We start from the raw sequence: 22,115 nt of genomic DNA on the forward strand, positions 1-22,115 counted from the left end.
GGAAGCGGTGCGGTTGAGCGCAAAATCAACCGATCGGTTGATCGCCGGAGCCTGGGAATCCGGATTTCCTGACGGACCCCCTCGCTAGGCTGGAAGCATGGGACTCGACGGCGGAACGACGGGACCGCTCACGGCGGCGGATGGGCGTGCCTTCCGCGCCCCTGCGCAGGGCACGCAGCTCATCCTGCGCGTGCTGCGGGTCAGTCTGCATCTGGGATTCGCCGCCCTTCTGCTGCTGGGTGTCGTGCGGTACGCGCTCTCGCTCGGCGGCACGCCGACGCCCGCCGCTGCGCTCGTGTTTGCTCTCGCGGTGCTGCTCGCCGCCGTTTATCTGGGGGGCACTGCGGCGGAAAAGCGGCATGCCCTGGACGCGAGCCGCTTCGACCCGGTGCCGTACGCGCGCGTCTGGCTCGGCGCCGTCGTCCTCTTGTGGGCTGCATTGCTGTTCTTTTCCGCGGACTTCGCGTGGCTGGCGTTCCCGCTCTTCTTCCTGCAATTGCATCTTCTGCCGCGAGGCTGGGGGCTGCTCGCCGTGGTGGCCACGACGGCCGCTCTGGTCGTGGCGCTCATCCTGCACACCCCGGACGGCACGGTGAACGCCGCCCTGGTGATCGGCCCCGGTTTCGGTGCCGTATTCGCGGTCATCACGGGCTTGAGCTATCAGGCCCTGTACCGCGAGGCCGAGGAACAGCGCCGGGTGGCGGAGGTGCTGCGGGCCACGCGCTCCGAGCTGGCGGCGAGTCAGCGGGAAGCCGGGGTCCTCTCCGAACGGGCCCGTCTGGCTCGCGAGATCCACGACACCCTGGCTCAGGGTCTTTCCTCGATCGTTCTCATGAGCCGGGCCACGGAACGGTCTCTGGACAGCGGAGACCTGACATCCGCCCGTGAGCGCCTACGGGTCGTGGAGGACACGGCGTCGGCCGCCCTGGAGCAGGCGCGGGATTTCGTGCGTTCGCCGGGGACGTCTGCTGGGACGGAGCTGCCGGACATGCTGAGATCCCTGTGCGCGGACACGCAACGGCAGGCACAGGCGGCCGGAGAACCCCTGGAGGTCCGTTTCGAACTCAGCGGAGACCCTCGTGAGGTGCCCGCAGAGCTGTCCCAGGCTCTGCTGCGTGCGTCTCAGGCCTCGTTGGCCAATGTGCTGCGGCATGCGCATGCCACGCGCGCGGTGCTCACTCTGGGGTTTCTGGAGGACGAGCTCACCTTGGACGTCTACGACGACGGCGTCGGGTTCGATCCGGAAACGCCGGTGCCGGGTGCCGGGCTGGGGCTGGGCTTGCTGCGCAGCCGCCTGCTGGCGCTGGGTGGCGGTGTGGTGCTTGAATCGGCGCCTGGCGAAGGAGCGGTGGTGGCCATCAGGGTGCCGGAACGGTACGCCGTCGCTCGGCCCGCCGCGGTGAGGGAGGAGGAGACCTCGTGATCAGGGTGTTGTTGGTTGATGACCATCCGGTGGTGCGGGCCGGATTGAAGGCCATGCTGGAGGATCCTTCGGAGGACCCGGGAACGGTGCCGGACATCCAGGTGGTGGCCCAGGCGGCGGACGGAGGAGCCGCGCTGGACGAACTTCGCCGACGGCAGACCTTGGGGGATCCGGTGGATCTGGTGCTCATGGATCTGCAGATGGGCGCCGGGATGGACGGTGTCAGTGCCACGCGGGCGATCCGTGGCGGTGACGCCGGTGTCCAACCGGTTCCTGTGCTGGTTCTGACCACGTATGACAGCGACTCGGACATCCTGAGTGCCCTGGAGGCAGGAGCGAGCGGGTACATGCTCAAGGACGCGGAATCGCAGAGGATTCGTGCGGCGGTGCGCTCCGCGGCGGCCGGGGAGACCGCCCTCGCGCCCGAGGTCGCGGCCCGTCTGGTGGGACGTCTGCAGAATCCCGTTCCGCAGTTGTCCGCCCGTGAGGTGGAGATCCTCGAACTGCTCGCCACCGGGTTGTCCAACACGGCCTTGGCACGTCGCCTGTTCATCTCCGTGGCCACGGTGAAGACCCACCTGGTGCACATCTACGCGAAACTCGGTGTGGACAACAGGACCGCGGCCATCACGGCGGCTGTCCAGAAGAAGATCATCCGCGTCCCGGACGCCTGAATGTCCCGTGCGGGCGAACGCGGGTCACTTGGGGCCCGATCCAAGCCTTGGATCGGGCCCCAAGTGACCCCGCGTTCGGCGAGGCGAGCGGGAGCTAGCCCGCGGCCACCAGGGAGGATTCCTCCTCCTCGCGGCTGATGGGAAGCGTGTCATCCGCCAACTGCCGCTTCTTCACCGTGGCCAGGTGAGTGGCGAGCACCAAGCCCACTCCGACCAGGGCCCAGAGGGCGAGCTTTAGGCCCTCGAAGCCGAACTGCGCGCCGGGGAAATAGGTGAGGTCCTTGGCTGAGGTCAGCCAGGCGGCCCCGTTCCAGAAGGTGTTCAGGCCGGAGAAGAACGCCGGGGACAGGAAGGATGGGAAGACGCCGCCGCTGCTGGTGAAGTTGAACATCACGAACAGCAGGGTCAAGGCCGGAGTGGTCCATTTGCCCAGGATCGGGTGCAGCCCGAGCCCCACGGTCACGATGCCGAAGGAGTAGAGGGCTCCCATGAGCCAGATGCCCCATTCGTTGCCGCTGAGCACGTGGTAGACCGGGCCTGCCACCAGCGTGCTGATGCCTGACATCACGAGGCCGACGCCCGCCGCGGTCAGGAGCCGGACGCCCACCCTGAGCTTCGCCGTCGCTGCGGCCAGGGCGATCACGCTGGCGTAGGAGCCGACGCTCATCGCCACGAGCATGAAGAAGAGGGCCTGTCCTGCGGGGTCGTTCTCGTTGCCGGGCCGGACGTCCTGGACGTCCACGGGCAGGTGCTGCTGGTAGGCGATCGGGAGGAAGACCTCCTCGGCGGTTGCGGCGCCCGCCTGACTGGAGGCGTTGGACACCATCAGGGTCGCGTGGTCCTTGGACGGGACGTAGGCGGCGGTGATCTTTTGATCGATGATCTGCTGCCGGGCATCCGCCTCGGTGGCGAGAGTGGAGACCTGAAGTTTGCCGTCGCCCTTGTCGTTCAGGGTCTGCGCGAAGACCTTCGCCTCGGGCCCTGTGCCGACGACGGCGAGTGGGACGTTGTGGGGAGCGGGGGCATGGAAGCCTCCGAGGTAGGCGAAGGCCATGCCTGCGCCCATGACGAGGGGGATGAGCAGGTGGAGGAGGATGCTGCCCCAGCTCTTTCCGCTGGGCCAGAAGCGGGATTTCTGCGGGGTGAGGGGTTTGACTGCGGGGAGGCGGTGCGTGGACATGTGTTCCTGACGGTTGCATCTCAAGAAGATTAGGTTCGCTAAACACTTTAGATGAGATAGTTGCATTATGCAACATTGAAACGCGAGGTCACTTCGAGCCGCATGTCGGCGTTCCACCCGACCCCGAATGACCCCGCCTTGGGAGGGCGGCACTAGGCTTGGTGCCTATGGGGTCACCAGAGCAGGAGCATGCCGAGCACGACGCGGCCATCGCCCGTATCCAGACCGGGCTCACCACGGTGAGCCGCCGGGGGAGTGCGCGGCTGCGGCGGTCGAATCAGGCCCTTTCCCCGGTTGATCACTCGATGCTCGAATACATCCGGACGCATCCGGGATGCCGGGCCGTGGACATGGCGGCTCATTTCGAGCTCAACCGCTCCACCGTCTCCCGGCAGCTCGCTGCCCTGGGCAAGCTCGGTCTCATGCGGGCCGTCGAACCGGGATCGACGGCGCGCAGCCAGGCGCTGATGTTGACTCCGGCGGGCGAGGCGGCACTGGAAACCTCGGCCAGATTGCTCAACGAGATCATGAAGGAACGCCTCAAAGACTGGGACAATGTCGATCTGGAGTCCTTCGCTCAGATGGTGGACCGCTTCAATGCGGCGATGGGGGAGAACTAGCGGCGTGGGCCGCAGACCACCCCTATGCTGAAACCATGACTTCCACCGCTGCGCAGACCGCTCAGGACCAGGCCTACTACCGCGACACCTACCTCTTCGCCGCAGAGGCCACGGTCATCGCCGCGGGCGAGGAGGCCGACGGGCCGTGGGTCGCCCTGAGTCCGAACATCTTCCATCCCAAGGGCGGTGGTCAGCCCTCGGATGAGGGGACGGTGAACGGAATCTCCGTGACGCCGTCGCGCACGGATGACGGACTCGTGGTCCTGACCGCCGAAGAGGGCTCAGTGCTTCCGCAGACGGGTGCGACAGCATCCCTCGCCGTCGATCCTGAACTGCGCAAACGCCATGCCGCGCTGCACACCGCCGGCCACGTCCTGGGTCACTTGGGTGAGGCGCGCGGGTGGCAGAGTGCGGGGCACAGTCACTACCCGGGGCAGGCCCGCCTGGACTTCAACCCGGAAGGACTCGAGGCGGAACTTGCGACCCCGGAACTCCGCGACGCGGTCCGTGCGGAACTGCAGGCCGCGCTCGACGCCGTGCTGGCCGTCGGCGGTACGGTCACTGCCGAGACCGACGACGCCGGGCATCGCACCGTCACCATCGAAGGCGTGAACAGCGAGCCCTGCGGCGGCACTCACGTCGCCGCGCTGGGCGATTTGAAGGACGTCCGGATCCTGGAGCTCAAGGTCAAGCGCGGCGCTCTCAAGGTCCGCTATGAGGCTGAGCACGCCTGACGCGGCCCGGCCCTCAGCGGGTCATGAGTCGAGCACGGTGCGCCGCAGCGTCCCTCCGTGGACGTCCTCCAGCGTCACGTCGACGGTGAGGCGCTCCGCTTCGACCAGGGTCCGGATGCCTTGCGCGACATTCCGGACCACCGTCCCCTCGACGAAAGCCAGATCGCTGTCCGGCGTGACGCTGACGGCGCACTCCGCCCTCCACTTGCGGTGCGGTGCGCTGCGATCCTCGGGGCGGACGTCGACGTAGTTCACCTGGATCTCCCGCATTCCTCCGAAGGCGTTCCGGACCGCGTCGGCGAGGTCCAGTGAGGTGACCTCCAGAATGGCTCCTGAGGCTGCGGAGTTGGCGGTGGTCTTCCTTAGCGGCCGCAGGTTCTCGCGGATGGCTCGCATCACCGTGTCGATGGCGGTTTCGTCGCTGCTCGGATCCTCGGTGTCCTGCGAACGCAGCAGGGCGGCGAGCTTCACGTCCAGGTCCTTCAAGCGCGCCCGCTCTTGGTGGCACCAGGGGCATTGGACTTCGTGCGCGTCGGGAGGACCGTCAAGATTCTGGAGAATCTCATCCGCGGTTCGTCCGCACGGCAGTGAACTCATGACCTCCCCTCCTCTCCGGGGTCGTGACTCAGGGCCGCCCGAGCTCGGGCCAGCCGGCCACGTAGCGTGGACGGTGCCGTGCCCATGGCGAGGGCGGCTTCCTCGTAGCTCAGGCCGTGGACCGCGACGAGAAGGAATGCCTCCCGTTGCGCCATGGGAAGCGCTGCGATCCTCTTCCAGGCCTGCTCCAGTTCGAGGCGGCGTTCTGTTTGGGTGTCAGGGCGTTCGTGGTCCGGGGCGGCGAGTTCAAGGATCTGGGCGTCCAAGGAGTCGGCTTTGAGCTTATCCCGGGCCCGGATCCTGTCCAGGCATACATTGCGGGTGATCGAGTAGGCCCACCCGGAGAACGCTGCACGGTCCTTCAGGTGCGGAAGTCGGCGCCAGATGCGGAGCCAGGCCTCCTGAACGGCGTCCTCGGCTTCGGCCCAGTGCCCCAGCATGCCACGGGCGAAGCTTCGCAGTGGGCCCGTCAACCGTATGACGAGCTGCTCGAACGCTTCCGGGTCTCCCTCTTGAGCGCGGCCCACCCAGGGGATGAGCGATTCGGGAGGCCCCTGTGACATGTGGCCAGCCTAAGGGAGGATGGACTCAAGTGGGAGCGGGGTCGCAGATGCCGAACATTGCCGTGATGCAGATCACAACGAATCCGCGTGACGAATCACGGGCCCGCTCCGTCTTCTTCTGTGTCCAGCGTTTTCGACAGCAAGACTGAGAAGCAAGGAGTGACCATGTCCCAGAATGCCAGCCCCGTCGTGAAGCCCACCGGCGAGGAAGCGGAACGCCAGGCCAAGCGCGAAGCAGCGCAGAACACCGAGTCGCAGGAGACCCGCCCTTCGGGCCCGCTGCACACCGACCACGGCAAGACCACCATCGAGGACAGGGTCGTGCAGAAGATCGCCTCGATCGCGGCCCGCGAAGTGCCCGGCGTCTACGCCATGGGCAATGCGGCCCGCCGGACCTTCAACTCCATCGCGGAGCGGATTCCGGGAGCTTCCGCCAACACCGCCGGTGGCGTGAACGTCGAAAAGGGCGAGCAGCAGGCCGCCATCGACGTCACCATCGTGGTGGAATACGGGTTCTCCATCGTCGAGGTGTCCCAGGACATCCGCGCGAACATCATCTCGGCCGTGGAGCGGGCCACCGGACTCGAGGTCATCGAGGTCAACGTGGACGTCTCCGATGTGCATCTGCCCGAGGACGACGACGACACCGCCGCCGACTCCACGCGCGACGAACTGAAGTGATCCTCCGGGACGAATCGCCTCTTGGGGGCTTCGTCCCATCGTCCATCGAGCTGCTGTAGAAGGAGTGAGCATGAATGCAACACGTTGGGGTCTGGCCGCCGGCATCGTGATCGGCCTGATCATCGCGTTCGGTTCGTTCACCCAGCTGATCGTCGTCGCCTTCTTCACCTTGGTGGGTGGCGGCGTCGGATGGGTGCTGCAGAACCGCACCGATGTGAGCGGATTCCTCAAGCAACGCCGCAGGTGAGCCCCATGACTCAACAGGAGATCAGCACGGAGGCGATGAACGTCCCGGAACGCGGGAACACGCGCATCCCCGCGGCCGTCCTCGCGAAGATCGCCGCGCAGGCGGCCCGCGAGATCGACGGCGTCGGGGCCGCTGCCGGAGGCGTTCTGGGGGTTGCACAGCGCAGGGACTTCGACCGCCGTCCGCAAGCCGAGGTCGAATTGCTCGGCAGCACCGCGGTGGTCCGGCTCGACCTGGGGCTGCGCTATCCCGCACCCCTCGAAAGCACCTGCGAGGCGGTCCGTCGTCACGTGGACGCCCGGTTGCGACGCGACGCCGGCGTCACCCGGACTCAGGTGGACATCACCGTCACCTGGCTGCACCCGGAGGATCCGAACGAGCGAAGGAGGCTCTTGTGAAGCGTTTCTGGCATGTGCGCCCGGCGCGCACAGTAGCCCTGCTGCTTGTGGCTCTGCTCCTACTGGCAGCCGGTTGTCTGGGCCTCTGGGCCGGGGCTGCGCGGCTGTCCACCGGGTCGTGGCCGGATCCGGTCCAAGGATGGCTCGAAGAACTCGGCCACGCCTCGTGGGGTGCAGAAACCTGGACCGTCGCCGCCGTCGTGCTGGCGGTGCTGGCACTCGCGATGCTGCTGGCGGCGGTGCTGCCCGGCGGGCGGGCCACGCTCCTCTTGGAGAGCGACGACCGGGATGCCGGTGCGGAGTCGGTTCTGGCCTCGGCCGGGCTCGCGGCACTGGTGCGTTCCACCGCGGAGCGCGCCGACGGCGTCTCCTCAGCCTCGGTGACCGCCGGCGAAAAGACGGTGCGCGTCGTCGTCCGCACTCCGGTGCGGGAGGCGGGGCAGATCCGTTCGGAGGTACGACGGCGGGCGGAGACAGTCGTGAACGGCCTGCCTTTGAGGCGCACGCCGCAGGTCCACGTCCAGGTGCTCAGGAAGGGAGAAAACTGATGTGGAAGACGCACGGGCCACGGCAACGGGTGTTACTCGTGGTGGTGGCGCTGATCTTCGCCGCATTGGCGGTCTCGCTGCTGCTCGGACGGCAGCTCACGGCAGGACTGGGCGTGAGCCCGACGGACGGCCCGGGCGGCTTGGCGCCGTGGCGTGGGGAGCAAGCGGCGGTCGCCGTCGTCGTGGCGTCCGCGGTCGTGGTGCTTCTGGCGCTCTGGATCATTCTCGCGGCCCTGCCGAAGAAGCCTGCAGCACACGCCTTCAGGTACCACAGCGACAGTTCAGGAGGTGCGATGACCCAGATCGAGACGGGGGTGATCGCCAAAGCCGCAGAGAGTGCGGCCACGTCCCACCCCACCGTCAGCGCGGCCGGGGTGCGGATCGGCGGCAGCGCCAAAGAACCGGTGCTCTACGCCAAATACACACTCCGCTCGGATGCCGATCCGGTGGAGGCGATGCGCCTCGTGGAGGATCGGCTCATCCCGGACATGGAGACGGTTCTGGGAACGTCTTTCGTCCGCCGGCACGTCCGCTTCGACGTGTCGGCGCCGGCCCGGCAGGACCCGGGCCACCTGAATCTTGCGGATGCACCAGCGCCGCGCCTCGGCTGAGAACAGCCGGGACCACTACTCACCACAAGGAGAAGAATCCATGGGTTTCATCGGATGGATCGTGCTCGGCCTGATCGCCGGCGCCATTGCCAAGGCCATCATGCCGGGCCGTCAGGGTGGCGGCTGGTTCACCACGTTGATCCTCGGCGTCGTCGGTGCGGCGCTGGGCGGTTGGATCGGCTCCGCCCTGTTCCACACCGGGATCAACAGTTTCTGGTCGCTCGGTTCGTGGCTGCTGGCGATCGGCGGTTCGTTGATCGTGCTGCTGATCTGGGGATTCGTCACCAAGCGTCGTTCCTAGACCCCGCAGCGGCACCGGGGCGCGCCGCGCTTTCGTGACGTGAGGCCGCCCGCTGGACGTTTCGTCCGCGGGCGGCCTTCGGCGTCTTAGACGATGCTCAGCGCGTTTCGATCAGGCACACGAGGTGGCCGTCGGCGTCGCGCACCACGGCCATCCGGTCGCCCCAGGGGCGCGTTTCCGCGGCGTCCACCACGATCCCACCCTGGCCGGCCCACCTCTCGCAGACCGAGTCCAGGCCAGGAAGTGTGAAGGTGGCGGCGACGGAGAGATCGCTGGCTTCGCTTTCCCGCTCGTGCAGGAACACCTCCACCCCGTTGTCCGCCCGGAGCATCGCGAAACCTGGGGAGAGCTCGGCTGGAAGACCGAGAAGGTCCCGGTAGAAAGCCAGGGCAGGTTCCAGGGCGCGGACGGAGACCACCACGCGGGTCAGTGCTGCGGACATGCTGTTTCTCCTATTCCTTGACGGCTGGCCACACCCCGGAGGTCCCGCGGCGGTGGCTGTCCACCAGGTGCGTGTCCACGATGCCGATGGCTTCCATGAGTGCGTACATGGTGGTGGGGCCTACGAAGTTGAAGCCCTTCTTCTTCAAGGCCTTCGACAGGGCCTTGGAGTCCTCTGAAACGGTCGGGATCTCCGCAAGAGTGCGGGGTGCGGGCGTCGTGGCAGGGCGGAAGGACCAGACGAAGTCCACCAATCCGCCCTCCTCCCGGAGTGCCACGGTGGCGCGGGCGTTCGCGATGGTGGCCAGGATCTTCGCCCGGTTCCGGACGATCCCCGCGTCTCCCATGAGCCGCTCCACGTCGTCGTCCGTGAAGGCCGCGACGGCGTCCGGTGCGAAGTCCGCGAAGGCCTCCCGGAACGCGGGCTGCTTCTTCAGAATGGTGGCCCAGGAGAGCCCCGCCTGGAAGCCCTCCAGCGAGATCCGTTCGAACAATCCCTGCTCATCCCGGACAGGCATGCCCCACTCGGTGTCGTAGTACGCGCGCATCAGCCCGTCCGCCGCCGCCCACACCGGGCGCAGCAAACCGTCCTCGCACAGCACAGCGTCGCTGCCCGACTGCTGCTCAGGGGCCGTTTCTTCGGCAACGACGACGGCGGGTTCACTCATGACTTCTTCTTTCCGGTGAGTTCGAAGACCAGACGCCCGGCCTCCAGGGCTTTGCGTTCGAAACTTGTCAGGGTGCGGCCCTCGAAACGGGGTGCCCAGCCGCCCACTTCGTCCACACCCTCGTTGGGGCCGGTATGAGTGGTGCTCACCGGTGCGCGGCCTTCCCGCACGGGGGCGCCGCCCACGACGGTCTCCACTCCGCTGGCCCACACCTGGGTCAGCGGACTTTCTGATCCGGCACGTTCGCCGTCGTGCACGTTCTGGAAGTCGGGGGAGCCGTCCAGTACTTCGCGGGCGTGGACAGCATAGTTGGACCAATCGGTGGCGATCCGCCACAGACCTCCGGGCTCCAACGCCTGTGCCACCTGCTCGGCGAACGCGGGTTGGATCAGCCGTCGCTTGTGGTGCTTGGCCTTGTGCCAGGGATCCGGGAAGAACACCCAGACCTGGTGGACGGAACCGGCGGGGAGCATGTTCTCCAGTACTTCTGGTGCGTTCGCCTGGACCACCCGGACATTCGTGAGGCCACCTGAGACGATCTTCATGAGTGTGTTCGCCAGTCCAGGTGTGTAGACCTCCACCGCGAGGAAGTCCCACTCGGGGTGCTCAGCCGCGGCATGCGTGACTGCTTCGCCGAGCCCGGAACCGATCTCCACGATGAGCGGTGCCTTGCGCCCGAAGGTGGCCTCGGCGTCGAACACATAGTCCGGATGCACCGAGGTGTCCGCGACGTGACGAGGGACATCCACCGCCCAACTGCCGGAGTATTCGTCCCAGGCGGTCTGGCGCCGGCCCTGCAGGCGCGTGCCTCGGCGCACGAAACTCACCGGATTGCGCCGGTACGTCCCGAAGGAGGCCTGACTGCCTTCCGTGACAGGGTGGTGCGGGGCACGCGGCTCTGGACCGGGAGCGGTTTCAGAGGCGTTCGAGGGGTCGGGAGAGTCTGTGCCGTTCATCGATTCCAGGGTACCGGTGAGGACTGACAGAAAGAGTCGTCCGGCCCCGCACCGTCCCGGGACTCGGCTATTCCGCGCCGCCGCCCGCCGAAACAGTGGGCTTGCCGCGAAGCCGTGTAGTAAACACACTGTTTCGCGGGAAACTGGCTGTTTCGGCGGGGGAGACCACAATGGATATCGTGCAGACCCAGACCTTGACACCCGGATCCACCCGCATGCGCCTCGCCTTCCTGGGTGTATGCCTGGTTCTGATCGGGCTGAATCTGCGCACGGTCTTCTCCAGCTTCGCGGCGATCCTCAGTGAAGTCCGCGCCGACGCCGGCCTCCCGGACTGGGCCGTCACCGCCCTGACCACGGTTCCGGCCACCCTGCTCGGTATCTTCGCGCCTCTCGCACCGGTGCTGGCCCGGCGTTTCGGAGCGGAGCGGGTTCTTTTCGGTGCCATGGTGGTGCTCACGGCGGGTCTCCTGATCCGGCCCACCGAGCTCGGAACCTTGGGGCATCTGCCGCTCCTGCTCTTCGGCACGGCCCTTTGCGGTGCCGCGATCGCTCTCTGCAACGTCATCCTGCCCACCGTCGTCAAGCGCGATTTCCAGCACCGCCTCGGGCTCATGGGCGGGCTTTATACGACGGCGATCTGCGCCTCCGCAGCGCTCGGCGCCGGATTCACCTACCCGCTGTTCGAACTCAGCGGCCAGTGGACGACGGCGCTGATCTTCTGGGCGGTGCCGGCCGCCGTCGTCGTGCTCCTCTTCGCCCCGCTGGCGTTCAGCGCGCCACACCACCGCGAGAGCGTCGACGCCGAAGGTGCGAATGTCTGGCGGTCGCCGGTCGCCTGGCAGGTCACGCTGTTCATGGTCCTGCAGGCGATGAGCTCCTTCAGTGTCTTCGCCTGGCTTGCTCCCGTGCTGCGGGAGCGGGGGATCGACGGAGGCGCCGCCGGCGTCATGGTGTCCGTCTCGATCCTGCTCCAGATGCTGGGCTCGCTGATCGCCCCCGCGCTCGCCGCGAAGTTCTGGGATCAGCGGGTGATCAACATGGTGCTCGCGCTCATGACCGGCTCCGGCTTCGCGTTGAGCATCCTCGGGCCGATCGGCGGGATCTGGGCGTGGATCGCCCTGCTGGGGCTGGGCCAAGGGGCGCTGACGGCGGTCGCCTTGACCATGATCATGCTGCGCACCCGGGACCAGCACACCGCGGCCCGGCTCTCGGGCATGATGCAGGGCGTCGGGTACGGCGTCGGCTCCGTGGGCACGCTCATGGTCTCCTGGACGCATCAGCTGACCGGCGCTTTCACCCTGGCCGGGTGGGTTTTCCTGGGCATCTCCCTCGCAGGGGCCGTGTTCGGTTACCTTGCGGGGCGGCGCAGGTTCGTGGAATAAGAATTCGGCCTGACAGGAGCTTTAATCCACCGACGGCAATAAGCTGCAAGTGGCGCCTCATGTCCTTGGGGGATCCGGGCGTCACATCACTGCTGCACCATCACCGCGCCGTCTCGGAGGAACTCATGAGGAAACATCTTCGTCCCCTGTCCGTCATCGCCAGCACTGTGGCCCTGCTGTCGCTCGGCCTGTCTGCACCTGCGATTGCCGCGCCGCCCAATGTGGATTGGAACCGCTCGAACATCGCCGTCAATCTCGGTGGACAAGTGGACGGCGGATACCTCGACGCCCAGGGTGCCGTGTTCGACGGGACCGGCCAGATCGTCATCGACATCGACGGCGCGTTCACCTCGGGCAACTCCCTGATGAAGGACTCCGCAGGCCTCTCGAAGGTGGCCGGCGAGTACTGCTTCGGCCTCGACGCACCGAAGACGGCGTGGCCGAATCTGTGTCAGACCACCAACCAGATCAGCAGCAGCTACCTGTACGCGACGCCGTCGTACTTCAGCACGCTGCCCGGCAGCTCGACGCCGAACCCCGCCTGCGTCTCTTCCGCGGGGACCCCTTGCCACGACTATCACGGCACCGCCACGGCGGGAGCGGCGGTGGGGCAGGCGGGCAAACGCTGGGAGCTGAACAGCGACGGCTCCTACACGATCGTCTCCACGGCCGGAGCCGCCGTGGGCGCCAAAGTCGTGCAGGTCAAGGTGGGCGGCGGAACCACCACCGGTGTCAACGACTCGTTCGGTTGGTCCGGGGAATCGGTGGTCAACGCGCTGAACTGGATCGATGCTGTCGGGAGCGAATCGGCCCAGTTCAAAGGCCGGATCGCCGCCATCAACCTGTCGGTGTCCGGCGCTCCGCTGAGTTCCGGTGGGAGCTGCACCGGCCTGGGACAGGCCATCGACACGGTGGCGGGACGACTGAAGGCCAAAGGCATCGCCGTGGTCATGGCGGCGGGCAATGACGGACTGGCCGGTGTGGGGACCTGGAACTGCGGCGCCAACGTGATCACGGTGGGTGCCACTTCCGCCGTCTCACCCGGAACCCTGAGCAGTTACTCGAACCGTGGGCCGTCCACCCGTCTTTACGCGCCGGTCGGCGAGGGCAACGCCACCACCCGGGACGGGGTCCTGCTGCCCTGGAAGAGCTCGGGGACGTTCTACGTCATGGGTACGTCCTTCGCGTCCCCGCAGGTGGCGGGGGCCTTCGCGGTGCTGCGCCAGAAGTTCGGCGCTACGCCCACGGTGGATCAGCTCGCCGCGCATCTGGCGGCGACCGGCGGTGCGGTTTCAGGGCTTCCCGCTGGACAGCAGGGCAAAGTGATCAACGTCCGGGCGGCGCTGAGCGGGACGCCGTAGGGAGGCGGCAGGGGCGGCTCAGAGATACGCGAGGATCAGCCAGGAGAACATCAACCCCATCGCCACGCAGATGACCCAGGCCGTGACAGCTGCCAGATACCAGTGCTGCTGAACCTCCAGACGGAAGCGCCCCTGGCTGCCCTTCGGGTGCTTGCGGAGTGAGCGTTCGGTGAGGGCGATCAAGGGCAGGAGCAACGCCAGCAGCAGAAGGAACGTGACCAGCTGGAGTGCTTTCCACAGGGAATTCGGCCCGACGCTCACCGCCCCCAGGGCGTGGAGCACCAGGAGCGAGACCTCCTGGGGCCCGCAGATGGCGAGGAGACCGGCACCGCCCAGGAACATGACCAGCACCCGTCCGAGGCGCTGCCCCCAGTTCAGGGGGACCGTCGGCACGGGCGCGGTGGGTTCGGAACCCCACTCGGCGACCTGGTCCGGACGTCTGCCCCGGTTGTGCCAGAACTGCCGCAGCGAGCCACGGATCGCCAGCGGCCAAAGGAGCAACGCCACCAGGGCGGCGATCTCCCACGCGAAGATCTGATTCGGGCCGATATCCCAGCCCAGCTGCTCCGCCAGGAAGATCAGCGCGATCCAGCCCGCCAGGAGCAGGGGCACTCCGAGAAGCACCGTCAGCGCGAGCCAGAGGAGCTGACGGGTCTTCGATGAGGGCGCCGGAAGGGGCTGCCCGGCCGGGTCAGGTCCCGGGCCCCGTCCTCCAGGTGCGAGAGTCATGTCTCCAAATCCTAGTGACCCGCGAACGCTCCACCTCCTCCGCGAGTGGTCACTTAAGCACAGTGTCGGCCCGCCGGACTGTGCTTAAGTGACCACTCGCGGAGGAGAAGGACGGTGACCAGGATCCGGGGCCTGTGGGGCGCTACGCTGAGACCGTCCATCCTTCTGACGGAAAGGCCGCGAGTGGCTGCATCCCTGCCCTGGCGCGGCGTCCTCTACGCGGGAGGGCTATCCGCCGTCGCCGGTTTCATCGACGCGGTGGCGTACATCCACCTGGGCGGCTACTTCGTCTCCTTCATGAGCGGCAACACCACGCGGGCCAGCTCCGATCTGATGCACGGTTCGCTCACGGGCGCGGGGCTGGCGCTGGGACTGATCGGCTTCTTCAGCCTGGGGGTGGTCCTGAGCACGCTCGTCTTCCGGCGCGCTGGGGAGCGGAGGTTGCCGGGCGTACTGGCGACGACGACGGCGCTGATCGCCGTCGCGGCCCTCCTTCCGTCGCTTTCGGCAGAGGCCGCGGTGCCGCCACTGCTGGCGATGGCGATGGGCGTGGTGAACACCTCCTACACGCGCAACGGCGAGGTCAGCATCGCCCTGACGTATATGACCGGGACCCTGGTGAAGACGGGACAGCATTTCGCTGCTGCCCTGACCCGGGCCGAGCCACACGGGGTGTGGCTGCGGTACTTCACCCTGTGGGCCATGATCGCGCTCGGCGCCGTGGCCGGTGCCGTGAATTACCGGTTCACGGGCCTTGCGAGCCTCTGGGTCGCTGCCGCCCTGCTCCTGGCTTGGACGGCGCTCGCGGTCCGTCGGCTTCAGACCCCGCCTTCTCCTCCGCGAGTGGTCACTTAAGCACAGTGTCAGCCCGCCGGACTGTGCTTAAGTGACCACTCGCGGAGGGGAAGGGAGGTGTACCTTCTCCATCATGGGGAAATGGTGGAAGCGCAACAGCTTCGAAGTCGACTCCGGAGTCGCCGAACTGGCGGTGTCCAGCGAGATCGCGGCGTCGCGGGGCACGGTCTGGCAGCTGATCTCGGACCCGGAGTACGCCTCGCTGTGTGATCCCGGGGTGCTCCACGCGGCCTGGATTCCCGGCACGTCGCGCGGGGTCGGGGAGATGCACGTTCAGGTGTTGAAACGCCACGGGAGGGAGTACTCCTCGGTCTCGGTGATCGTCGAACTGGTTCCCGAACAGTGGGTTCTGCTCCGTGGCTGGGGCACGGTGAACCCGGAAGACCGCTACTTCCAACGGCTGACGACGACGGAGTGCGGGACGCTGCTTGAGGCGGGCATCCGTGGTGGGTCGGGAAGCCGGGAGTGGGACCGGGCGATGACCCCGCAGCGTTCCCACGAGCTGGAACATCTTCAGAACTACGTGGACCGAGTCAAAGAGGTCCTGGAATCAGGATGGACCCCGCCTCCTCCTCCGCGAGTGGTCACTTAAGCACAGTGTCAGCCCGCCGGACTGTGCTTAAGTGACCACTCGCGGAGGAGAGGAGGGCGGAAAGCTCAGCTCCAGAGGACCGGACCGCTGCCGCGCTGCCCCAGTTCGTCGTCAGGGTTCTGAAGTGCGCAGCGTTTCAGGCTGAGGCAACCGCAGCCGATGCAGGAGTCCAGATCGTCGCGCAGATGGGTCAGTGCGGCGATCCGCGCGTCGAGTTCCTCCCGCCACAGCCCGGAGAGCCGGGCCCAGTCCCGCTTGGTCGGAGTGCGCCCTTCCGGCAGCGAATCCAGGGCCGCCTGGATCTCCTTCAACGCCATGCCCACGCGTTGGGCGGTCCGGATGAAAGCCACTCGTCGCAAGGCGTCCCGGGTGTACCGGCGCTGGTTCAGGCTGTTCCGGCCCGCGTGCAGCAGCCCCTGACGCTCGTAGAAGTGCAGGGCTGACGCGGGGACTCCGCTGCGTGCCGAGAGTTCGCCGATGCTCAGCTCGTGACGCTTGCCTCCGTGTATCTGTGGCATGTCCTCTTCCCGACGTCGTACGGTTTTGACCTCAACCATAGTTGAGGTCGTAGCGTCAGGGCCATGGAATCCACTCACACCTCGGACGTCGACGCGCGCAAGCCGGCCCCACCGGGCCGGAGCGCTCCACGAGGCGTCCTGGCGCCGGAACATCTCCTCACCACCTTGGGTGCCTGCGCCCTGGTGTTCCTGGCCGCCTTCGAGTCGATGGCGGTCACCACTGTCATGCCTCTCGTCGCGAAAGACCTGGATGGCAGTGCGCTGTACGCGCTCGCCTTCGCCGGGCCGCTGGCCAGCGGCGTCGTCGGCATGGTGCTGGCCGGTGCCTGGACCGACCGGCGCGGGCCCGCCCTGCCGCTGTTCACCTCGGTGGGGGTCTTCGCGCTCGGACTGCTCGTGGCGGGGCTCGCGCAGTCGATGCCCGTCTTCCTCGCGGGACGCCTCATCCAGGGTTTGGGCGGCGGTGCCATCAACGTGGTGCTCTATGTCCTGGTCGCCCGCGCCTATCCCGCCGCGCTGCACCCGAAGATCTTCGCGGCGTTCTCTGCGGCGTGGGTGGTCCCGTCCATGGTCGGGCCGTTCTGCGCGGGCCTCGTGGCACAGTACCTTAGCTGGCACTGGGTGTTCCTCGGCGTCGTCTTCCTGGTGGTCCCGGCGCTCGCGATGTTGCTTCCCGCTTTGCGTCGGCTGGCCGACAGGAGGACCGACGACGACGGCGCGGCAGCAGCCGCGGCCACCGCGCCGGCTGCTGCCACCACGCCAGCCGAGCAGCTCGACCCGGCGGCCACCCGCAGCACCGGGACCCGGGTGGCACTCGCCGTCGTCGTTGCGCTGGCTGTTCTGGGGCTGAACCTCTCGGTCGAGACGGGCCAGTGGTCCTGGCTCGTAGCGCTCGCGGCGGTGGTCCTGGCGTTGCTTGCAGTCCGGAGGCTTCTGCCGGCAGGGGTGCTCCGCGGCAGGACGGGGCTGCCCGCGGTGATCCTCATGAAGTTCCTGGCCGCCGCCGCGTTCTTCGGGGCCGAGGTGTACGTGCCGTATGTGCTGATGGACCGGTACCACTTCGAGCCGTCGACGGCGGGCCTCGCCTTGACCTGCTCGGCCGTCGCCTGGTCCACCGGCTCGGCGGTTCAGGGGAGACTCGCGGGCCGGTTGGGCGATGCGGCGTTCGTGCGGCTGGGCTCGGCCTTCGTCGCGGTGTCGATCATCATCATCCTGCTGGCGACCCTGGCAGGGTTGCCGCCGCTCACCTTGATCCTGGCCTGGCTTCTGGCCGGCGGTGGCATGGGCATGATGAGCCCGCGGCTGAGCGTGCTGGTGCTCGCGTATTCGACACCGCGCAATCAGGGTTTCAACAGTTCCGCTTCCAACGTGGCGGACTCGCTGGGGGCGGCCCTTTCACTCGCGGCGACCGGTCTGGTCTTCCACGTGCTGGCCGCCGGCGGTGCGTTCGTCGGGGTGTTCGCGCTGACCGCCTGCGTGGCCTTGGTGTCCGTGATCTTCGCAGGCCGGGTGCGGGCAAGGTCCCCGCGAGTGGGCACTTAATCACGGTCCAATGCGCCCGCACTGTGATTAAGTGCCCTCTCGCGGGGAGGAGATGCGGCAGCCTAGGCGTAGGGCAGGACCAGCTCCGCGTACCGCTCCTTCATCGTGGCGATGACCTCGTCTCCGTCGGCGTCCCAGATCTCCTGGTTGAAGATCTCCACCTCGATGTCCCCTGTGTACCCGGCGTCCCGCACCCAGCCGCCGATCGTGGCGAAGTCGATCACGCCGTCGCCCATCATGCCGCGGGAGAGCAGGGCGTCCGCCGCGATGGGGAGGTTGAAGTCGCACACCTGGTAGGAGGCGATCCGGCCCTCGCGGCCGGCCCGCGCGATCTGGGCCTTCAGCTCCGGGTCCCACCACACGTGGAAGGTGTCCACGGCCACGCCCACGGCTTCCGTGGAGTACGGTGCCGCGAGGTCCAAGGCCTGGCCCAGGGTGGAGATGAGCGCCCGGTCCGCGGCGTACATCGGGTGCAGGGGCTCCAGGACCAGGCGCACCCCGTGGTCGGCGGCGAACGGCACCAGCTCCGCGAGCCGGTCCGCCACGCGCTGCCGCGCCGCCAGGACATCCTTCTCGCCCGGGGCCAGCCCGCCGACCACGAGGAACAGTTCCGTGGTGCTCAGCGCGACGGCCTCCAGCACCGCCTGCCGATTGTCCTCCAAGGCGGCGGCCTGGCCCTCCGCGTCGGCGGCCGTCAAAAAGCCCCCGCGGCAGAGGGAGGAGACGCGCAGACCGGCGTCGCGGATCATCCGTGCGGCGTTCTCCAGCCCCGCCTCGGCCACGCGGTCCCGCCACGGGCCGACCGCCGGGATGCCGGCGCGGACGCAGCCGTCCACGACCTGCTGCAGAGTCCACTTCTTGGTGGTGGCACTGTTCAGGGACAGGCGGGAAAAGTCGCTCACAGAACCACTCCGTTCACGCGCAGGAATCCGGACATGCGCTCTGCGGCCAGCTCCGGGTCCAGCAGCAGCCCGGCCTCGTCCGCCAGCTCCAGCGTCCGCACCAGATGCAGCACGGATCGGCCCGAGTGCAGACCGCCCACCATCTGGAAGCCCGGCTGCTTGCCGTTCAGCCAGGACAGGAACGCGATGCCGGTCTTGTAGTAGAACGTCGGCGCGCTGAAGATGTGTCTGCCCAGCTCACGCGTCGAATCCAGCAACGCGCGCGCCTCGGCCGGCGACCCGGCGTCGTACGCCTGCAGCGCCGCCGACGCCGCCGGGTAGATGGCCGCGAAGATGCCCAGCAGTGCGTCCGAGTGGTGCGCGCCGTCCCCGTCGATCAGCTCCGGGTAGTTGAAATCGTCACCGGTGTAGAGCCGGACTCCCGTGGGCAATGCGGCACGCAGGGACACCTCGTGGGAGGCATCCAGCAGGGACACCTTGACGCCGTCAACCTTCCCCGGATGTGAGCGGATCAGGCCCAGGAACGTCTCCGTCGCTTCGGAAACGTCCTCAGACCCCCAGTACCCGGCCAGCGCCGGGTCGAACATGGTGCCCAGCCAGTGCAGGATGACCGGTTCGGTGGCCTCCCGCAGCAGGGTCGAATAGACCCGCAGGTAGTCCTCCGGGCCGCGTGCCACCCGCGCCAGCGCACGGGACGCCATGAGGATGACCTTGGCACCGGAGCCACTCACCACGGCCAGCTGCTCGCGGTAGGCGTCCAGGACGACGGCGAGCCCCGCTTCGCCCTCCGGCACCGCGGCCGGATCCAGCTGGTCCGTCCCGGCGCCGCAGGCGAGCAGATCACGGACCGTCTTGCCGGCCAGTGCGGGCGCACCGGAGCCGACGACGTCGGCCGCCTCCTGCGCGCTGCGCCGGATCAGTTCCTGCGTGGCGGCCCAGTCCAGGCCCATGCCGCGCTGAGCGGTGTCCATCGCGTCGGCCACGCCCAGGCCGTAGGACCAGAGTTCGTGCCGGTAGGCCAGAGTGGCGTTCCAATCGAGTGCCGCGGGAGCGCCGGGGGTGTTGTCCGCCGTCGTGAGCGGGATGACGTGGGCCGCGGCGTAGGCGTGCCGGGCGCTCAGGGGCGTGGACGGCTTGGCCCACGCGGTGGCGGGGCGGAGCGTGCGCTCGTAGCAGCCGCCGTCCGGGCTGGGAAGGGTCAGCGTGGCCATCAGAGCACGATCTCCGGGATGTCGATGGTGCGGCGCTCGGCGTTGGACTGCAGGCCGAGTTCGGCCAGCTGCACGCCGCGGGCGGCGGAGAGCAGACCGTAGCGGTGTTCGCGGCCGGCGACGACGTCGCGCAGGAACTCCTCCCACTGCAGCTTGAAGCCGTTGTCCAGCTCGGCGTTGGCGGGGACTTCCTGCCACTGGCTGCGGAAGGACTCGGTGACGGGCAGGTCCGGGTTCCACACGGGCTTGGGGGTGTGGGCACGCTGCTGGGCCACGCACTTGTTCAGGCCGGCAACGGCGGAACCGTGCGTGCCGTCCACCTGGAACTCCACGAGTTCGTCGCGGTAGACGCGGACGGTCCAGGAGGAGTTGATCTGGCCGATCACCGGGTCGCCGCCCGGGGTCTCCAGTTCGAAGATGCCGTAGGAGGCGTCATCCGCGGTGGCCTTGTACTCGCGGCCGGATTCATCCCAGCGGGTGGGGATGTGGGTGGCGGTCTTGGCGTTGACGCTCTTGACCGGGCCGATGACGCCTTCCAGGACGTAGTTCCAGTGGCAGAACATGTCCGTGGTCATCCCGCCACCGTCCTCCTTGCGGTAGTTCCAGGAGGGGCGCTGGGCGGCCTGGATGTCTCCTTCGAACACCCAGTAGCCGAACTCGCCGCGGATGGAGAGGATGCGGCCGAAGAAGCCTTCGTCCACCAGACGGCGCAGTTTGACCAGGCCGGGGAGGTAAAGCTTGTCATGCACGACGCCGGCGGTGACGCCGGAGTCCCGGCCGATCCGGGCGAGCTCGACGGCCTCTTCCAGGGTCTCCGCCGTGGGCTTCTCCGTGAACACGTGCTTGCCGGCGCGCATGGCCTTCTTCAGGGTGGCGGCGCGGAGGCTGGTCATGGACGCGTCGAAGACGATGTCCACGGTGGGGTCGTTGATGACGGCGTCCAGATCGGTGGACCACTCGCCGACTTTGTGGAGTTCGGCCAGCTCACGGATCTTGGCCTCATTGCGGCCCACCAGGATCGGCTCCACCTGCACGCGGGTGCCGTCGTCCAGGAGGAAGCCGCCGGCGTCGCGGATCGGCAGGATGGAACGCAGCAGATGCTGGCGGTAGCCCATACGGCCCGTGATGCCGTTCATGGCGATGCGCAGGGTTCGGGTGGTGGTCATCGGCTCTCCTGTGGTCTGGTCCGGGCGGTTCGGAAAACGCTTTCCGAATCTTAGTGTGACGCAGGCCTCTCGCCTTGGCAAGCGCTTTCCGAAAGGTTTCCGGCATGAGATGATGCCAGCGACGAAGGAGGATTTCCGTGGGTGCAGTGACCTTGAGCCAGGTGGCGCAGCTTGCCGGGGTGTCCCTGGCCACGGCTTCCCGTGTCCTGAACGGCTCGGCCCGGACGCCCGGCGCCGGCGTGGCGGAGCGCGTGCGGGATGCGGCCCAGGCGCTCGGCTACGTGGCCAACGCCCAGGCGCAGGCCCTGGCGCGGTCCAGCAGCGGCCTCATCGGCCTCATCGTCCACGACATCGCGGACCCCTATTTCTCCTCCATCGCCCGCGGGGTCCAGCGCGTGGCCCAGGCGGAAGGGCGCACCCTCCTGCTGGCCGGCACGGACGGAGGCCCGGCGGAGGAACGTGCCGCCCTGGAGGTCTTCGCGTCCCGGCGCGCGGACGCCGTCGTACTCGTCGGAAGCCGCCATGAGCGAGCCGGGCTTGAGGGCGACAATGAGGCCTTGCGGCAGGAGGCCGAGCGCTATCTGCGCAATGACGGGCGGCTGGTGCTGCTCGGCCGCTCGCTCACGGAGCGCGACAGTGTGCTGGAGATTCCGCACGCCGCGCTGGCCGGAGACCTTGCTGCGGCGCTGCTCGACGACGGCGCCCGGTCCTTTCATCTGCTCGGCGGGCCGGAGGGGCTGCTCACCTCGGACGAGCGACTGCGGGGCTTCCGGGAGGCCCTCTCCCGCCGTGGGGTGCGCGAAAGGTCGATGCATCGAGGAATGTTCGGGCGTGAGGGCGGTTTCACTGCGGGCCGTGAGCTTGCCGCGCTGCTCCGGGAGGAGATATCCGCGGGCGAGTGGCCCGTGGTGTTCGCCGCCAACGACAGGATGGCGATGGGCGTCGCCGCGGCCCTGCGCGAGAGCGGGTTGCACGCGCCCACGGACTACGGCCTGGCCGGATTCGACGACATCGAGACTCTCCAGGACTTCCAGCCGGGGCTCTCGACAGCCCGTCTCCCGCTCGAGGAGATCGGGGCTGCGGCGGCGCGGGTCGCCCTGGGCGGGACTGCCGATCCGATCCAGGGCCAGGTGATTCTGAGGGAATCCACGCGCCGGGTCTGAGCCCCCTCCGCGAGAAGCCAGTTGAGCACAGTGTTGAGGCTCCGCACTGTGC

At 67.9% G+C, this 22,115-nt stretch carries 27 protein-coding genes; 16 read left to right on the forward strand and 11 right to left on the reverse strand.

Translation table 11 applies throughout. The annotated features are described in order from the left end of the window. The first annotated feature begins 97 nt into the window (after positions 1–97). Together ACIPXZ_RS16310 and ACIPXZ_RS16315 are read left to right on the forward strand one after the other, a co-directional pair. Positions 98–1,423 (forward strand): sensor histidine kinase, encoded by a 1,326-nt coding sequence (locus ACIPXZ_RS16310; protein ID WP_400596235.1) that lies wholly within the window; start codon positions 98–100, stop codon positions 1,421–1,423. Continuing rightward, positions 1,420–2,097 (forward strand): response regulator, encoded by a 678-nt coding sequence (locus ACIPXZ_RS16315; protein ID WP_400596237.1) that lies wholly within the window; start codon positions 1,420–1,422, stop codon positions 2,095–2,097. The genes ACIPXZ_RS16310 and ACIPXZ_RS16315 overlap by 4 nt, the downstream gene beginning before the upstream one ends. Before the next feature lie 94 nt (positions 2,098–2,191). Here the strand turns inward: ACIPXZ_RS16315 and ACIPXZ_RS16320 are convergent, their stop codons facing one another. Next, the gene (locus ACIPXZ_RS16320; RefSeq protein WP_400596239.1) at positions 2,192–3,277 is read right to left on the reverse strand and encodes an ABC transporter permease; all 1,086 of its coding nucleotides are present in this window, start codon (positions 3,275–3,277) and stop codon (positions 2,192–2,194) included. A gap of 167 nt (positions 3,278–3,444) precedes the next feature. On the opposite strand from ACIPXZ_RS16320, the gene ACIPXZ_RS16325 reads away from it, so the two are divergent. Continuing rightward, positions 3,445–3,897 (forward strand): MarR family winged helix-turn-helix transcriptional regulator, encoded by a 453-nt coding sequence (locus ACIPXZ_RS16325; RefSeq protein ID WP_400596241.1) that lies wholly within the window; start codon positions 3,445–3,447, stop codon positions 3,895–3,897. A 35-nt stretch (positions 3,898–3,932) separates the two neighbouring features. Continuing rightward, positions 3,933–4,631: a hypothetical protein gene (locus ACIPXZ_RS16330; protein WP_400596243.1), complete on the forward strand. Its 699-nt coding sequence runs from the start codon at positions 3,933–3,935 to the stop codon at positions 4,629–4,631. Positions 4,632–4,652: 21 nt separating this feature from the next. On the opposite strand, the gene ACIPXZ_RS16335 is transcribed toward ACIPXZ_RS16330, so the two are convergent. Both ACIPXZ_RS16335 and ACIPXZ_RS16340 read right to left on the reverse strand, forming a co-directional pair. Next, positions 4,653–5,228, reverse strand: coding sequence for a hypothetical protein (locus tag ACIPXZ_RS16335; RefSeq protein WP_400596245.1), 576 nt, complete (start codon positions 5,226–5,228; stop codon positions 4,653–4,655). Then, positions 5,225–5,791: an RNA polymerase sigma factor gene (locus ACIPXZ_RS16340; protein ID WP_400596247.1), complete on the reverse strand. Its 567-nt coding sequence runs from the start codon at positions 5,789–5,791 to the stop codon at positions 5,225–5,227. Before ACIPXZ_RS16340 ends, ACIPXZ_RS16335 begins: the two co-directional genes overlap by 4 nt. Positions 5,792–5,956: 165 nt before the next feature. Here ACIPXZ_RS16340 and ACIPXZ_RS16345 point away from each other — a divergent pair, with 165 nt between their 5' ends. From ACIPXZ_RS16345 to ACIPXZ_RS16370, 6 genes are all read left to right on the forward strand, one after another. Then, positions 5,957–6,472: an Asp23/Gls24 family envelope stress response protein gene (locus ACIPXZ_RS16345; protein ID WP_400596249.1), complete on the forward strand. Its 516-nt coding sequence runs from the start codon at positions 5,957–5,959 to the stop codon at positions 6,470–6,472. Positions 6,473–6,542: 70 nt separating this feature from the next. Further along, on the forward strand, positions 6,543–6,719 hold the full coding sequence (locus ACIPXZ_RS16350; protein WP_400596251.1) for a hypothetical protein: 177 nt from the start codon (positions 6,543–6,545) through the stop codon (positions 6,717–6,719). 5 nt (positions 6,720–6,724) lie between these two features. After that, positions 6,725–7,117 carry an Asp23/Gls24 family envelope stress response protein gene (locus ACIPXZ_RS16355; protein WP_400596253.1) on the forward strand — a complete coding sequence of 131 codons (393 nt, stop codon included), beginning with the start codon at positions 6,725–6,727 and terminating at the stop codon, positions 7,115–7,117. Beyond that, entirely contained in the window at positions 7,114–7,665 is a 552-nt protein-coding gene (locus tag ACIPXZ_RS16360) for a DUF6286 domain-containing protein (protein WP_400596255.1), read from the forward strand. Before ACIPXZ_RS16355 ends, ACIPXZ_RS16360 begins: the two co-directional genes overlap by 4 nt. Beyond that, positions 7,665–8,276, forward strand: a complete 612-nt coding sequence (locus ACIPXZ_RS16365) for a hypothetical protein (RefSeq protein WP_400596257.1) — start codon at positions 7,665–7,667, stop codon at positions 8,274–8,276. The genes ACIPXZ_RS16360 and ACIPXZ_RS16365 overlap by 1 nt, the downstream gene beginning before the upstream one ends. Before the next feature lie 40 nt (positions 8,277–8,316). After that, on the forward strand, positions 8,317–8,577 hold the full coding sequence (locus ACIPXZ_RS16370) for a GlsB/YeaQ/YmgE family stress response membrane protein (RefSeq protein ID WP_400596259.1): 261 nt from the start codon (positions 8,317–8,319) through the stop codon (positions 8,575–8,577). Between the two features lie 97 nt (positions 8,578–8,674). On the opposite strand, the gene ACIPXZ_RS16375 is transcribed toward ACIPXZ_RS16370, so the two are convergent. The 3 genes from ACIPXZ_RS16375 to trmB are packed head-to-tail and all read right to left on the reverse strand — an operon-like array spanning position 8,675 to position 10,642. Further along, a complete protein-coding gene (locus tag ACIPXZ_RS16375) occupies positions 8,675–9,019 on the reverse strand; it encodes a VOC family protein (protein ID WP_400596261.1) in 345 nt (114 codons plus the stop codon). Between the two features lie 10 nt (positions 9,020–9,029). Beyond that, on the reverse strand, positions 9,030–9,686 hold the full coding sequence (locus ACIPXZ_RS16380) for a DNA-3-methyladenine glycosylase I (RefSeq protein ID WP_400596263.1): 657 nt from the start codon (positions 9,684–9,686) through the stop codon (positions 9,030–9,032). Continuing rightward, the gene (gene trmB, locus ACIPXZ_RS16385; protein WP_400596265.1) at positions 9,683–10,642 is read right to left on the reverse strand and encodes a tRNA (guanosine(46)-N7)-methyltransferase TrmB; all 960 of its coding nucleotides are present in this window, start codon (positions 10,640–10,642) and stop codon (positions 9,683–9,685) included. Before trmB ends, ACIPXZ_RS16380 begins: the two co-directional genes overlap by 4 nt. Before the next feature lie 215 nt (positions 10,643–10,857). On the opposite strand from trmB, the gene ACIPXZ_RS16390 reads away from it, so the two are divergent. Both ACIPXZ_RS16390 and ACIPXZ_RS16395 read left to right on the forward strand, forming a co-directional pair. Beyond that, positions 10,858–12,024, forward strand: coding sequence for an MFS transporter (locus ACIPXZ_RS16390; protein ID WP_400596353.1), 1,167 nt, complete (start codon positions 10,858–10,860; stop codon positions 12,022–12,024). Positions 12,025–12,149: 125 nt separating this feature from the next. Continuing rightward, the gene (locus ACIPXZ_RS16395; protein ID WP_400596267.1) at positions 12,150–13,385 is read left to right on the forward strand and encodes a S8 family serine peptidase; all 1,236 of its coding nucleotides are present in this window, start codon (positions 12,150–12,152) and stop codon (positions 13,383–13,385) included. Positions 13,386–13,403: 18 nt separating this feature from the next. Here ACIPXZ_RS16395 and ACIPXZ_RS16400 read toward each other — a convergent pair whose 3' ends face one another. Next, positions 13,404–14,114 carry a hypothetical protein gene (locus tag ACIPXZ_RS16400; protein WP_400596269.1) on the reverse strand — a complete coding sequence of 237 codons (711 nt, stop codon included), beginning with the start codon at positions 14,112–14,114 and terminating at the stop codon, positions 13,404–13,406. Between the two features lie 183 nt (positions 14,115–14,297). On the opposite strand from ACIPXZ_RS16400, the gene ACIPXZ_RS16405 reads away from it, so the two are divergent. Both ACIPXZ_RS16405 and ACIPXZ_RS16410 read left to right on the forward strand, forming a co-directional pair. Then, positions 14,298–14,969, forward strand: coding sequence for a YoaK family protein (locus tag ACIPXZ_RS16405; RefSeq protein WP_400596270.1), 672 nt, complete (start codon positions 14,298–14,300; stop codon positions 14,967–14,969). A gap of 73 nt (positions 14,970–15,042) precedes the next feature. Next, positions 15,043–15,561 (forward strand): hypothetical protein, encoded by a 519-nt coding sequence (locus tag ACIPXZ_RS16410; RefSeq protein ID WP_400596272.1) that lies wholly within the window; start codon positions 15,043–15,045, stop codon positions 15,559–15,561. A gap of 65 nt (positions 15,562–15,626) precedes the next feature. On the opposite strand, the gene soxR is transcribed toward ACIPXZ_RS16410, so the two are convergent. Continuing rightward, positions 15,627–16,079, reverse strand: coding sequence for a redox-sensitive transcriptional activator SoxR (gene soxR / locus ACIPXZ_RS16415; RefSeq protein WP_400596274.1), 453 nt, complete (start codon positions 16,077–16,079; stop codon positions 15,627–15,629). A 63-nt stretch (positions 16,080–16,142) separates the two neighbouring features. Here soxR and ACIPXZ_RS16420 point away from each other — a divergent pair, with 63 nt between their 5' ends. Further along, on the forward strand, positions 16,143–17,621 hold the full coding sequence (locus ACIPXZ_RS16420) for an MFS transporter (RefSeq protein WP_400596276.1): 1,479 nt from the start codon (positions 16,143–16,145) through the stop codon (positions 17,619–17,621). A 62-nt stretch (positions 17,622–17,683) separates the two neighbouring features. On the opposite strand, the gene ACIPXZ_RS16425 is transcribed toward ACIPXZ_RS16420, so the two are convergent. From ACIPXZ_RS16425 to ACIPXZ_RS16435, 3 genes are read right to left on the reverse strand one after another with little or no spacing between them, the layout of a single operon-like run. After that, positions 17,684–18,523, reverse strand: coding sequence for a sugar phosphate isomerase/epimerase family protein (locus ACIPXZ_RS16425; RefSeq protein ID WP_400596278.1), 840 nt, complete (start codon positions 18,521–18,523; stop codon positions 17,684–17,686). After that, on the reverse strand, positions 18,520–19,734 hold the full coding sequence (locus ACIPXZ_RS16430) for a dihydrodipicolinate synthase family protein (RefSeq protein WP_400596280.1): 1,215 nt from the start codon (positions 19,732–19,734) through the stop codon (positions 18,520–18,522). Before ACIPXZ_RS16430 ends, ACIPXZ_RS16425 begins: the two co-directional genes overlap by 4 nt. Next, on the reverse strand, positions 19,734–20,900 hold the full coding sequence (locus ACIPXZ_RS16435; protein ID WP_400596282.1) for a Gfo/Idh/MocA family protein: 1,167 nt from the start codon (positions 20,898–20,900) through the stop codon (positions 19,734–19,736). Before ACIPXZ_RS16435 ends, ACIPXZ_RS16430 begins: the two co-directional genes overlap by 1 nt. Before the next feature lie 137 nt (positions 20,901–21,037). Between ACIPXZ_RS16435 and ACIPXZ_RS16440 the strand changes: the two genes are divergently transcribed. After that, entirely contained in the window at positions 21,038–22,063 is a 1,026-nt protein-coding gene (locus tag ACIPXZ_RS16440) for a LacI family DNA-binding transcriptional regulator (protein WP_400596284.1), read from the forward strand. Positions 22,064–22,115: the final 52 nt, after the last annotated feature.

The organism is Arthrobacter sp. NPDC090010, assembly GCF_044748305.1.
Classification (GTDB): domain Bacteria; phylum Actinomycetota; class Actinomycetes; order Actinomycetales; family Micrococcaceae; genus Arthrobacter_E.